Genomic DNA, 12,376 nt, shown 5'->3' with positions numbered 1-12,376 from the left:
GGCCCGCACCCGGAGGTACGCGCATCTCCGAACTATGATCGGGGGGTGTCCGAATCCTCCCTGGCGGAACTGCTCCGCGCCCGTGGGCTGCGGCTGACGGCGCAGCGGCAGCTGATCCTTCAAGCGGTGCTGGACCTGGGGCACGCCACCCCGGAGCAGGTGCACACGGCGGTCCGCGAGGTCGCCGCCGGTGTCAACATCACCACCATCTATCGCACGTTGGAGCTGCTGGAGCGGCTCGGCCTGGTCACCCACACCCATCTGTCGCACGGGTCGCCGACCTACCACGCGGCCGGTGAGGACCAGCACGTCCACCTGGTCTGCCGGGAGTGCGGCGCGATCGACGAGATGGAACCCGAGCTGTTGCGCCCGTTGGCCGACCAGTTGGCGACCGAGCGGGGCTTCCGGGTCGACATCGGCCACGTCTCCTTCTTCGGCGTGTGCGAACGGTGCGGAGACGGGGACGGGGAACAGAAATGATCGACATCGCGGGTGCGGTGACCGTGGAGAGCATCGACGAGGCCAGCCGGGACCAGCCGGAGCCGGCACACGTGGCGGTCGGCGTACGGTCGGTGGCCGCGCACTACGGCGACCCGATGCGTGAGCAACGGCTGCTGGACACCGAGGTCGGCCTGGTGGACCGCTCGCACCGGGGCGTGGTCGCGGTGCCGGGCGCGGAGCGGATCTCCTGGCTGCACACCCTCACCACCCAGCACCTGGCCGACCTGGGGCCCTGGCAGGGCACCGAACTGCTGGTGCTCTCCCCGCACGGGCACGTCGAGCAGCACGCCATGGTGACCGAGGACGGCGACACCCTCTGGCTGGACACCGAGCCCGGCGCCACCGGGGGCCTGTTGGGCTACCTGGAGAAGATGCGCTTCTTCAGCCGGGTCGAGCCCCGCGACGCCACCGCCGAGTACGCGCTGCTGTCGCTGGTCGGGCCGAAGGCGCCCGACGCGGTGACCCTGCTGGACGTGCCGCCGCTCGCCGAGCCCGAGGTGCTCGGCGTACCGGGGGCCAAGTTCCGCTCCGGTGAGCTGCCCGCCCGCCCGACCGCCCGGTACGACGTCAAGCCGCTGCCCGGCGGCGGCTGGGCTCGCCGGGTGCCGCTCGGCGTGGACCTGCTGGTGCCCCGGGCCGCCATGGAACAGGTGGTGGACCGGCTGCGCGACGGCGGTGTACGGCCCGCCGGGCTGTGGGCGTACGAGGCGGTGCGGGTCGCCGCCCACCGGGCCCGGGTCGGCGTCGACACCGACCACCGGACGATCCCCGCCGAGGTGGACCTGATCGCCCCGGCCGTGCACCTGGACAAGGGCTGCTACCGGGGGCAGGAGACGGTCGCCCGGGTGCACAACATGGGGCGTCCGCCGCGTCGGCTGGTCCTGCTGCACCTCGACGGGGTGATGACCGACCAGCTCCCGGCCGCCGGTACCCCGATCACGCTGGGCGACCGGACGGTCGGCTTCGTCGGCACCGCCGTGCACCACCACGAGCAGGGCCAGATCGCGCTGGCCGTGGTGAAGCGCTCGGTCTCCGACGACGCCACGCTCCGGGTCGGCGAGAGCACCGCCGCCATCGACCCACAGTGAGGTAAGGAAGGGCACCTTATTAACGCCTGCGGTATAGCAGGGGTCCCCTGCTAACACCGACGCCCTGCTCAGCCGACGTTCTCTGCTCGCGCTGACGGCACCGGCCTGGCGCCGGAGACCGGGCCGGGGGTTCTAGGATCGCCGGCATGACAACAGCGACGTTGATCACGGTTGCCCCCACCGGCGCGGAGTCGGCCAAGACGGAGGTGCCGGCGCTGCCGGTGACCCTGGACGAGCTGCTGCTCACGGCGAAGGAGTGCGAGGCGCTGGGCGCCTCCGTGATCCACGTCCACATCCGCGACGGCCAGGCGCGCCCGACGCTGGACCAGGGACGGCTGCGGGAGACCGTGGCGGCGCTGCGGGAGAGCACCGACCTGATCGTGCAGCTCTCCACCGGTGGGGCGGTCACCGACCCGGAGTCCGACCGGCTGGCCGTGCTGGAGGCGGGACCAGACATGGCCTCGTGCACCATGGGCACGGTCAACTTCGGCGACGACGTCTTCCTCAACCGCTGGGAGTTCATCGTCGACCTGCACACCCGGATGCAGGAGCGGGACGTCGTGCCCGAGTACGAGATCTTCGACCTCGGCCACCTGACCGCGTTGCAGCGGCTGCTCGGCCGGTACGGGCTGCCGCACGGCGGTCACGTGCACGTCGACTTCGTGATGGGGGTGCCGGGTGGGATGCCGGGCACCACGGCGACCCTGGTCGCGGCCCAGCAGATGCTGCGGGACCTGCCGGAGGGGACCACGTTCTCGGCGACCGGTGTCGGCCGCACCAGCATTCCGGTGCTGCTCGCGAGTCTGTCGGCCGGAGGCCACCTGCGGGTCGGCATGGAGGACACGATCACGTACGCCAAGGGGCGGCCGGTGGAGTCCAACATGCAGCTCGTCGCCCGCGCGGTCGGCTTCGCCCAGCTCGCGCAGCGCCCGCCGATGACCACCGTCGAGGCGCGCGAGATGCTCGGAATGTAAGGGGAGAAATTCCCACCGTCGCTGTACACCCGGAGGTGGCGTCCCTGCTCACCCCGGTGCCGGCCCACACCGCATCGTCGGTACCGTCCACGTTGTGGGAGAGACGTACGAGGGCGGCGCGGCCCTCGCCGAGGTGGTCCGGTCCGGCTTCGTGGAGGGCGTACACCGGGGGTCGGTGGTGGTGCTCGACGCCGACGGCGCGGTGGTCGACGCCGCGGGTGACGTGACCTCGCCGGTCTTCCCTCGCTCGGCGAACAAGCCGATGCAGACGGTCGGCATGATCGGCACCGGGCTGCCACTGACCGGGTCGGCCGACCTGGCCCTGGTGTCGGCCAGCCACGCGGGGGAGGAGTTCCACCTGGCCCGGGTGGCCGGGCTGCTCGCCGCCGCCGGTCTGGACGAGGACGCGCTGCACTGCCCGCCCGACCTGCCGGTCGGTGAGCAGGCCCGCGAGGCGGTGCTGCGGGCCGGGGGCGGTCCCACCCGAGGGCAGATGAACTGTTCCGGCAAGCACGCCGGAATGGTGCTGACCTGCCGTGCCGCCGGTTGGCCGCTGGACGGGTACTGGCGGCCGGAGCACCCGCTCCAGCAGCGACTGCGGGACGCGGTCGAGGAGCTGACCGGGGAGTCGGCCGTGGCGGTCGGTGTGGACGGCTGCGGCGCGCCGGTGCTGTCGGCGTCGCTGACCGGGCTGGCCGGGGCGTACCTGCGGCTGGTGACGGCGGAGGAGGGCACGGCTCCGCGTACGGTGGCCGACGCCATGCGCGGGCACCCGGAGATCGTCGGTGGCACCGAGGCCGACGACACCCGGCTGATGCGGGGCGTACCGGGACTGCTGGCGAAGGTGGGCGCGGAGGGCGTGATCGCGACGGCGCTGCCCGGCGTCGGCGCGGTGGCGTTGAAGATCGACGACGGCGCTAGTCGCCCCCGGATGCCGGTGCTGGTCTCCGCGTTGCGTCGGCTCGGTGTCGACGCGCCGGTGCTCGCGGAGTTCGCCGAGGTGCCGCTCTTCGGCGGTGGCCTGCCGGTCGGTGCCGTCCGTCCGCTCTGGTGACGCCTCGGCAACCGCCGTCGTTCGCCGCCGGCTGAGTGCGCCGTCGTTCGTCGCCGGCTGAGTGGTTAGCAGGGGTCCCCTGCTATACCGCAGGCGTTAGCAGGGGACCCCTCCTTTCATCCCTACGCCGCAGGCAGGAAGTCGAGCAGCGCGGCGTTCACCGACGCCGGGCGCTCCAGGGGCAGCAGGTGAGCCGCGTCCGGCACGTCGGGCAGGCGTACCGCCTGCGGTGCCTCGGCCGCGATGCGGTCGGCCAGGTGCCGGATGTCGGGTACGTCCGCCGCACCGGCCATGACCAGTACGGGCATGGTCAGCTCGTCGAGCCGCCCACTGGCCGGCGGATCCAGTTCGGCGATGTCCACCGCGCTGAGCGCCAGTTCGGCGGCGAGCGCGCGTTCGTCCATCGCGGTGGCGAACGCCACCAGGTGCGGGTCGACGTCTGCCGGGTCCCGTTCCGGGCCCACCACCCAGAACCGCACCTCCCCGGCGGCGGTGGCCGCGAAGTCCTCCGGGTCCACCTCGCCGACCAGGCTCTCCCACAGGTCGTTCGTCTGCTCGGACCACTCGTGGCCGGAGACGGCGGTGCCGAGCAGGGCGAGTGCGCTGACCCGTGCCGGGTAAGCAAGGGCGGTGTCGATCGCCACCGCGCCGCCGAACGAGCAGCCGACCAGAGCGGCCCGGGGCAGGTCGAGTGCGTCGAGCAGCCCGGCCACGTCGTCGTGGTGGGCGAAGGCGGTGGACGGCAGCTCGGATTCGCCGTAACCACGCAGGTCGACGGCGATCACCCGGTGCCGGACGGCGAGCGCGTCGAGCTGCGCGTGCCACATCCGGCGGTCCGCGATGCCGGCGTGCAGGAGGACGACCGGCGATCCCGAGCCCGTCTCGTCGTACGCCAACTGTGCGCCATTCACTTCGATCTTGGTCACGGCGAGACGGTACGACCGGGCGCGCGCGGGCGCAAACCCGCACGCGGCGGGACGGTGTGACCGCAGTGCGCGGGGCCTGCGAACCGGAGGCGGCGAGGAGGGTATGACCAGTCGAGCGCGGCAGGTCCGGCCCGATGAGACCTTGCTAACTCGGGCTAGCGTTTTGCTTGCAGGAGCTAGCAGTGCCGGTTAGCGTGGAGTCATGGCCACTTCCAAGGACCTTCCCGACGTCGGCGGGTTCATTCGTGACCTGCGGCGGAACGCGAAGATTTCGCTGCGGCAGCTCGCCGAGCAGGCCGGGGTGAGTAACCCCTACCTGAGCCAGATAGAGCGGGGCCTGCGCCGTCCCAGTGCCGAGGTGCTCCAGCAACTCGCCAGTGCGCTGCGGGTCTCCACCCCGGCGATGTACCTGCGCGCCGGGCTCCTCGACGACAAGGAGGGTCAGGGCGTACTGGCGGCCATCGCGGTCGACCCGGACCTGACCATGGCCCAGAAGCAGTCCCTGACCCAGATCTACGAGACGTTCCGTCGGGAGAACGCCCGGCTCGCCGACGCGACCGCCGCCGCGGACGCCGCTCGGGAGGACGCCGCGGACACCGACGTGGCCGGCGGGACGAACGTCGCGAACGACGTTCCCGACCTCACCTCGCCCGACGTGGCGAACCTGGCCGCCACCGGTCCCACCACCGCCGAGGGATCGCCGACCGAGGCCGTTCTCGAATCGGTCGCCGTGACGGAGGCCGGTCCGGCCCCCGCGCCGACCCGTACCCCAGCCAAGAAGGCCGCCCGCACGGTGGTCCGCAAGGCCTCCGCCGAGGCCCAGGAGGAGAAGTCATGACCCAGCCGAAGACCGACCGCATTCCCGCTCCGCTCTACGCCGCCGCCGGTGCCGGCGACCTCGCCCTGAAGCAGTTGCGGCGACTGCCGACCGTGGTCGGCGAGCTGCGCGACCGGGTCACCGCCGACGGCGGGCGGGTCGTGAGCGACCTCGGTGGCAAGGCCGTCGTCGCCGGATTCGAGCTGCGTCAGAAGGCCAACGACGCGCTGCGCAACGCCAACCAGACCGCCGAGTCGCTGCGGCAGAAGGCCACGCCGGCCGACCTCAACCGGCTGCGCGAGGCCGCCGACCTCAACCGGCTGCGTGAGGCGGCCGACCTCAACCGGCTGCGCGAGGTCGCCGACCCGGCGAAGCTTCGCGAGGCCGCCGACGTGCAGAAGCTGCGTGAGGCCGCCGACCTGGACCGGCTGCGTGAGCTGGCGACCCGCAACGCCGCCGTGGTCGTCGCCGGTGCCCACGCCGCCCAGGAGCGGGCACTGGCCGCGTACGGCGCGCTGGTCGCGCACGGTGAGCGGGTCGTCGGGGCGGGCGTGGTGGAGGCCGCCGAGACGGTGAACGCCGACATCGACGCCACCGAGGCCACGGTGGAGCCCACCGCGATCGCGCCGGACGCCGCGCCGGTGACGCGGCGCAAGAAGGCCGAGGCGCCCAGCCCGGCCGAGGTCGCCGAGATCGTGGAGGCCAAGCCGGCCGCCAAGAAGGCCGCGGCCAAGAAGACCACCGCGGCGAAGACGAGCACCGGGCAGCCGGCCGCCGCCAAGAAGGCCACGCCGTCGGCGAAGCTGCCCCGGGCCACGAAGCGGACGCGCCCCACGGCCGAGTGACCACGACAGACACATCGACCACAGCGACCCCGGTCCCGTCCTGTCGGACGGGACCGGGGTCGCCAGCATAAGCTTGCCGTCATGGCCAACGCCGCGCCGATCTTCGTCTTCGACGTCCGCTACGTGATCGAACTGATCCTGTTCGTGTTCGCACTGGTCGTGCAGGGGGTGGCACTCGTGCACGCCGTCACCCAGCGCTCCGACGCCTTCCCCGCCATCGGCACCCTGCCCAAGGGTGGGTGGATCGCGATCCTGGCGGTCACGACCCTGCTGACCCTGCTGACCCGCAGCACGCTGAGCATCTTCGGGCTGATCGGTGTCGCTGCCGCCCTCATCTACCTGCTCGACGTGCGCGTCGGCCTGCGTGAACTGGGCGACGGTAGAGGATCCTGGTGAGGGCGTTCCGCTGGCCACCACCACCGGACGGCGGACCTCGCACCTGCGGGCCGGGGCCGGGCGCACCGCGTACCGGTCGTCCGCCGCTGCCCGACCCGGACACCGAGCTGGTCGACACTCCGCACGGCGTACGCCTGGAGCGGCTGGTCACCGGCGTCGGTGACCCGGTCACCGTGTTCGCGCACGGCTTCGGCAACGGCATCGCCACCACCCGCCCGTTCGGCAGCGGGGTGAACGGGCGCAAGGTCTTCTTCCAGTTCCGTGGCCACGGTCGCTCGGACGCGCCGGACGGCCCGTGGAGCTACCTCGACCTCGCCCGGGACCTGCGCGCCGTCGCCGATCTCAGCGGTGCGACCCGCGCCTTCGGGGTGAGTCTCGGTGCGGGCGCGCTGTGCCGACTGCTGGTGGAGAGCCCGGACCGCTTCGACCGGCTGGTCTTCTTCCTGCCTGCCGCGCTGGACCGGCCACGGGGGCCGCTGGCCCACGCCCGGCTGACCGAGCTGCTCGCGGCGGTGGAGGTCGGGGACGCCTCGGCGGTGGCCGAGGTGGTCTCGGCCGAGATGCCGTCGGCTGTGCGCAACACTCCGGCCGGTTGGGCGTACCTGCGGCAGCGGCTGGACCATCTGCTCCGCGACGGACTCGCCGCCGGACTGGCCGACCTGCCGGGGCAGGTGCCGGTGCCGGACGCCGGGGCGCTGGCGGCGGTGACCGCGCCGGCCCTGGTGATCGCCGCCGAGGGAGACGACCTACACCCGGTGAAGGTGGCCGAGGAACTCGCCGCCGTGCTGCCGGGCGCCACCCTGCACCGGTACGCCCGCCCCGGCGTGCTGTGGACGGAACGCGCCGATCTGCGCGGCCGGATCTCCGAGTTCCTGAACGGGTAGCCTGCGCTGTCATGGGCGTCACACACCATGGCCGCACCCACCGCCTCGACCTGGCCGACCCGACCCTGCGCGAGTGGGAGTGCACGGTCCTGCACAGCGACCCCGAGCAGGGCATCGTGCTGGACCGCTCGGCCTTCTATCCCGGCGGTGGCGGTCAGCCGCCGGATCACGGCGTCCTGCTGTGGCAGGGGGTGCAGACCCGGATCGTGGGCACCCGCAAGGGCGACGACCTCTGGCTGATTCCCGCCGAGGGTGATCCGTTGCCGCCGGTCGGCAGCACGGTCACCGGGGCGGTGGAGGACGAGCGGCGCAGCCGGCTGATGCGTACCCACTCGGGGTTGCACGTGCTCTGCGGGGTGGTCTTCCGCGACTTCGGCGCGTTGGTCACCGGCGGCAACATGGAACCCGGCGAGGCACGGATGGACTTCAACCTGCCCGAGGTGCCGCCGGACTTCAAGACCCGGATCGAGGAACTGGTCAACGCCGAGGTGGTGGCCGACCGTTCGGTGGCGACCCGGGTGTTGCCGCGTACGGAGGCGCTGGCCCTGCCGGACATCATCCGTACCCAGTCCAACCTGATCCCGCTGGACGAGGCAGAGGTGCGCATCGTCGACATCGTCGGTCTGGACGTGCAGGCCGACGGGGGCACCCACGTGGCGTCCACCGCGCAGATCGGCCAGGTCCGGGTGGTCAAGGTCGAGAGCAAGGGCCGGGCGAACCGCCGGGTACGCATCCGCCTCGCCGACTAGCCGCCGGCCGGAGTTCGTACGGACGGCCTGTTCGGGCCTGCCGAGCCGGTCCGGCCTCGGCATCCTTTACCCGATCGTCGCGACAGATTACAAGATCATCTCATCTTTGGCGGCGATTTCTGCTGTACGGTCTGTGGGTGAGAACCGAGCGTCACTGGTGGAACGGCGACCGCACCGTGCGTGGACGTCGCGATGTGTTCATCCGCACCGACGGCGAGTCGTGGGAGGTCGAGGCCCGGGCCGGCGGCGGCGCCGGCGGGTCGAAGATCATCCCGTGTCCTGGCCTGCGGTCGGCGGAGATCCTGGCCGGAGCGTGGATGGACGGCCAGCGTAAGTGGCAGGACGTCGCCACCACCTGAGCAGATCGTGCTCCCGCATGTGGGTGGGCGGCAGGGGGTAGACTGACCTTGCGGCCCTGTCCTGGCGGGCCGGCTCGATGTTCCCAGGCCACGCGCCGCGGCCGGTAAGCGGTCAGCGCCGGGCGGGATCTCTCTTCGACGTTCGGAGCATTCATGGCGGCACGCCGCCCACAGCAGCAGAACACCTCCTCGACCACTCCCACCTTCGCCGACCTCGGCGTGCCCGAGGCGCTCACCCGCGTCCTCGCCACGGCCGGGGTGGACCGGCCGTTCCCGATCCAGGCGGCCACGCTGCCCGACGCGATCGCCGGACGCGACGTGCTCGGCCGTGGCCGCACCGGTTCGGGCAAGACGTACGCCTTCGTGCTGGCGGTACTCACCCGCCTGGCGGCCACCCCGGCGCCTCGACGGGCCGGGCGTCCCCGGGCGCTGATCCTCGCGCCCACCCGTGAGCTGGCCTCCCAGATCGACGCCGTGATGGCCCCGCTGGCGCAGGCCCTGTCGCTGCGCACCATGACCGTCTTCGGCGGTGTGGCCGCCAACCCGCAGATCAAGGGGCTGCGGGCCGGGGTCGACGTCGTGGTGGCCTGCCCGGGCCGGCTCGCCGACCACGTCGACGCGGGCCACGCGCACCTGGACGCGGTCGAGATCACCGTGCTCGACGAGGCCGACCACATGGCCGACCTGGGCTTCCTGCCCACCGTACGGCGGTTGATGGACCAGACCCCGCGCGGCGGTCAGCGCCTGCTCTTCTCCGCCACCCTGGACGCCGGTGTCGACGTGCTCGTCCGTCGGTTCCTCACCGACCCGGTCACGCACAGTGTCGACTCGGCGCGGTCCCCGGTCACCGCGATGACGCACCACGTGTTGCACGTGCTCGCCGACGAGCGGTTCGCCGTGCTGGTCGACCTGGTCGCCACGCCGGGTCGCAGCGTGGTGTTCACCCGCACCAAGCGGGGGGCCAAGACGCTCACCCGTCGGCTGGTCGCCGCCGGGGTGAAGTCCGTGGAACTGCACGGCAACCTGGCTCAGGGGGCGCGGGCCCGCAACCTCCAGGCGTTCGCCGACGGCGAGGTACAGACGCTCGTCGCGACCGACATCGCCGCCCGGGGCATCCACATCGACGACGTGGCCCTGGTGGTGCACGCCGATCCGCCCGCCGAGCACAAGGCGTACCTGCACCGGTCGGGTCGTACCGCCCGGGCGGGCGCGGCCGGCACGGTCGTCACGTTGATGACCGACCAGCAGGCGTCCGAGGTGCGGGAGCTGACCCGTAAGGCGGGTATCCGGGCGACCACCACCCGGCTGCGTCCGGGTGACGCGTTGCTGCGCGAGATCGCCCCGGGGGAGCGGACGCTCGTCGCCCGGCCGGTGGAGTCCACCGAGCCGGTACGCGAGCCGCGCTCGAACCGGGGCGGCCGTCGCGGCGGTACGTCGGCACCGACCGGGGCGACGCAGAACGGTGCTGCGCGACCCCAGACGGCACAGGCCGGCACCGGCCGGTCCCACGGCGGTCAGGCCGGCAGCGGCCGGTCCCGGGGCAATCAGGGCGGCGCAGGTCGATCCCAGGAGGCGCAGGCCGGTTCGGGTCGGGGCCAGCGTGCCCAGGGGGCGCAGGCCGGTTCCGGTCGGTCCCAGGGCGCACGGTCGCAGGCGGCCCGCTCCGGCGCGGCACCGGCCGGGGGGTCGCGGTCCGGAGCGGCGGCCTTCTCCGCTCGCGCCCGGCCGGGCGGACGCTACCGGCAGGGCTGACATCGGCACCGCCGGGTCCGACTCGTCGCCAGAGCCGGCGGGACGTCGTCGCCAAAGCTGACGTCGGTTGTCAGGTATCCCTGGCAACGTGACCGTCATGACGACATCGTTGACGGGAAAGGTGGCGCTGGTCGCCGGTGCCACCCGGGGAGCCGGTCGGCAGATCGCGGTGCAACTCGGCGCGGCCGGTGCAACCGTGTACGCCACCGGTCGCAGCAGCCGGGCGGCGCGCTCCGAGCTGAACCGGCCGGAGACCATCGAGGAGACGGCCGAGCTGGTGACCGCCGCCGGAGGCACTGGGATCGCGGTCCGGACCGATCATCTGGTGCCGGACGAGGTGCGGGCCCTGGTCGAGCGGATCGACGCCGAGCAGGGCCGACTCGACGTGCTGGTCAACGACGTGTGGGGTGCCGATCCGCTGATCACCTGGGAAAAGCCGGTCTGGGAACAGCCGCTCGACGCCGGATTCCGGACGCTGCGGCTGGCGGTGGAGACCCACGTGATCACCAGCCACTTCGCGTTGCCGCTGCTGATCCGCCGTCCCGGCGGGCTGGTGGTGGAGGTCGGCGACGGCACGAAGGCGTACAACGACGAGAACTACCGGTTGTCGGTCTTCTACGACCTGGCCAAGACCTCGGTCAACCGGCTCGCCTTCATCTGGGCGCACGAGCTGAAGGCGTACGACGGCACGGCCGTCGCGCTGAGCCCGGGGTGGCTGCGGTCGGAGGCGATGCTGGAGCACTTCGGCGTCACCGAGGAGAACTGGCGCGACGGCGCCGCCAAGGACCCGCACTTCCTCATCTCCGAGACACCGGCCTTCGTCGGCCGGGCGGTCGCTGCGCTCGCCACCGACTCCGACCGGCACCGCTGGACCGGCCAATCCGTCTCCGCAGGCGAACTGGCCAAGGTGTACGGCTTCACCGACGTCGACGGCAGCCAGCCGGACGCCTTCCGCTACATCACCGAGGTGGTCGACGCGGGTCACCCCGCCGACGTCACCGGCTACCGCTGACCGTCGGCCGCCGGCCGGCCGTCCTGGCCGGTCGGCGGCGCACGGTCGGTGGCGTAGAGGGCGGCTGTCCGGGCCGCCGCCTCGGCCAGCCGGGCCCGCAACTCGGGCGGGTCGCACACCTCCACCTCCGGACCGAGCCCGAGCAGTTGGGCGTACGCCACGTCGACGGACTCGACGGGTAGCCGGATGGTCGACCAGCCCTGTTCGTCGGGTCCGCTCGCGGCGGCCACCGCCTCGTCGTACCCGAACGGGACGTCGACCATGTGCCGGAGCACGCGCAGGCCGACCGGGCTCAGCCGGAGCGTCACCTCGGCCCGCAGCATGCTCCGCAGGAACGACGCGGCCCGCTGCTGCCAGTGCGCCGCCAGGTCGAAGCCCGGTTCCCGGTCGAAGCTCTCCTCGTGCTGCTCGACGGCGGTGACCCGGTCCACCCGGTAGGTACGCACGTCCTCGCCGACCCGGCCGACGAGATACCACGTCCCGTTCTTGAGCACGAGACCGTACGGGCAGACCCGGCGGGTCACCTCGTGCTCCCCGCGCCGGTAACGCAGCGTCACCACCCGGTCCCGCCAGATCGCGCCGGCCAGCTCGGTCAGCCACGTCGGCGGGGCGGTCCGGTGGTGGTACCAGCCCGGCACGTCCAGGTGGAACCGTTGCCCGGTGCGGGCCGGGGCGTCGCGCAGGCTCGGTGGCAGCGCGGCGAGCACCTTGAGTTCGGCGGCGGCCACCGCGTCGGCGAGTCCCATCTCACCGGCCGGGCCGGGCAGTCCGGCCAGGAACAGGGCCTCCGCCTCGTCCCGGGTCATCCCGGTCAACCGGGTCCGGTAGCCGCCGAGTAGCCGATAGCCGCCCGTCGGTCCCCGGTCGGCGTAGACGGGCACCCCGGCGGCGGAGAGCGCCACGACGTCCCGGTAGACGGTGCGTTCGGAGACCTCCAACTCGCGGGCCAGCTCCGCCGCCGTCATCACCTCCCGGGCCTGCAACAACAGCAGCAACGAGATCAGTCGTGCGGCGCGCAC

The 12,376-nt window shown here is 72.7% G+C and carries 14 protein-coding genes; 12 read left to right on the top strand and 2 right to left on the bottom strand.

All coding sequences use genetic code 11. From position 1 onward, the window contains the following. Nucleotides 1-45 precede the first annotated feature (45 nt). From ACZ31C_RS09195 to ACZ31C_RS09180, 4 genes are all read left to right on the top strand, one after another. Nucleotides 46-480 (top strand): Fur family transcriptional regulator, encoded by a 435-nt coding sequence (locus ACZ31C_RS09195; protein WP_350693115.1) that lies wholly within the window; start codon nucleotides 46-48, stop codon nucleotides 478-480. Continuing rightward, nucleotides 477-1,589 carry a CAF17-like 4Fe-4S cluster assembly/insertion protein YgfZ gene (gene ygfZ, locus ACZ31C_RS09190; RefSeq protein WP_465794794.1) on the top strand — a complete coding sequence of 371 codons (1,113 nt, stop codon included), beginning with the start codon at nucleotides 477-479 and terminating at the stop codon, nucleotides 1,587-1,589. Before ACZ31C_RS09195 ends, ygfZ begins: the two co-directional genes overlap by 4 nt. A gap of 146 nt (nucleotides 1,590-1,735) precedes the next feature. Then, complete coding sequence (locus ACZ31C_RS09185) at nucleotides 1,736-2,563, top strand: beta-keto acid cleavage family enzyme (protein ID WP_465794793.1); 828 nt, start codon at nucleotides 1,736-1,738, stop codon at nucleotides 2,561-2,563. 73 nt (nucleotides 2,564-2,636) lie between these two features. Then, the gene (locus tag ACZ31C_RS09180; RefSeq protein WP_465795016.1) at nucleotides 2,637-3,617 is read left to right on the top strand and encodes an asparaginase; all 981 of its coding nucleotides are present in this window, start codon (nucleotides 2,637-2,639) and stop codon (nucleotides 3,615-3,617) included. Between the two features lie 122 nt (nucleotides 3,618-3,739). Here the strand turns inward: ACZ31C_RS09180 and ACZ31C_RS09175 are convergent, their stop codons facing one another. Next, a complete protein-coding gene (locus ACZ31C_RS09175; RefSeq protein WP_465794792.1) occupies nucleotides 3,740-4,543 on the bottom strand; it encodes an alpha/beta fold hydrolase in 804 nt (267 codons plus the stop codon). 202 nt (nucleotides 4,544-4,745) lie between these two features. Here ACZ31C_RS09175 and ACZ31C_RS09170 point away from each other — a divergent pair, with 202 nt between their 5' ends. From ACZ31C_RS09170 to ACZ31C_RS09135, 8 genes are all read left to right on the top strand, one after another. After that, nucleotides 4,746-5,381, top strand: a complete 636-nt coding sequence (locus tag ACZ31C_RS09170) for a helix-turn-helix domain-containing protein (protein WP_449943380.1) — start codon at nucleotides 4,746-4,748, stop codon at nucleotides 5,379-5,381. Beyond that, on the top strand, nucleotides 5,378-6,205 hold the full coding sequence (locus ACZ31C_RS09165) for a hypothetical protein (protein ID WP_465794791.1): 828 nt from the start codon (nucleotides 5,378-5,380) through the stop codon (nucleotides 6,203-6,205). Before ACZ31C_RS09170 ends, ACZ31C_RS09165 begins: the two co-directional genes overlap by 4 nt. Nucleotides 6,206-6,286: 81 nt before the next feature. Continuing rightward, nucleotides 6,287-6,601: a DUF2516 family protein gene (locus ACZ31C_RS09160; protein WP_350693103.1), complete on the top strand. Its 315-nt coding sequence runs from the start codon at nucleotides 6,287-6,289 to the stop codon at nucleotides 6,599-6,601. After that, entirely contained in the window at nucleotides 6,598-7,485 is an 888-nt protein-coding gene (locus tag ACZ31C_RS09155; protein WP_465794790.1) for an alpha/beta fold hydrolase, read from the top strand. The genes ACZ31C_RS09160 and ACZ31C_RS09155 overlap by 4 nt, the downstream gene beginning before the upstream one ends. 11 nt (nucleotides 7,486-7,496) lie before the next feature. Continuing rightward, nucleotides 7,497-8,234 carry an alanyl-tRNA editing protein gene (locus tag ACZ31C_RS09150; RefSeq protein WP_465794789.1) on the top strand — a complete coding sequence of 246 codons (738 nt, stop codon included), beginning with the start codon at nucleotides 7,497-7,499 and terminating at the stop codon, nucleotides 8,232-8,234. Between the two features lie 137 nt (nucleotides 8,235-8,371). After that, a complete protein-coding gene (locus tag ACZ31C_RS09145) occupies nucleotides 8,372-8,593 on the top strand; it encodes a hypothetical protein (protein WP_350693098.1) in 222 nt (73 codons plus the stop codon). 153 nt (nucleotides 8,594-8,746) lie between these two features. Further along, a complete protein-coding gene (locus ACZ31C_RS09140; protein WP_465794788.1) occupies nucleotides 8,747-10,345 on the top strand; it encodes a DEAD/DEAH box helicase in 1,599 nt (532 codons plus the stop codon). Between the two features lie 97 nt (nucleotides 10,346-10,442). Beyond that, on the top strand, nucleotides 10,443-11,357 hold the full coding sequence (locus ACZ31C_RS09135; protein WP_465794787.1) for an SDR family oxidoreductase: 915 nt from the start codon (nucleotides 10,443-10,445) through the stop codon (nucleotides 11,355-11,357). Here the strand turns inward: ACZ31C_RS09135 and ACZ31C_RS09130 are convergent. After that, nucleotides 11,348-12,376, bottom strand: coding sequence for a helix-turn-helix transcriptional regulator (locus ACZ31C_RS09130; RefSeq protein WP_465794786.1), 1,029 nt, complete (start codon nucleotides 12,374-12,376; stop codon nucleotides 11,348-11,350). The two genes, ACZ31C_RS09135 and ACZ31C_RS09130, sit on opposite strands and share 10 nt — an antisense overlap.

The sequence above is a fragment of the Micromonospora sp. NPDC023869 genome (genome assembly GCF_055559695.1).
This window is presented reverse-complemented; position numbering and strand designations above follow the sequence as displayed.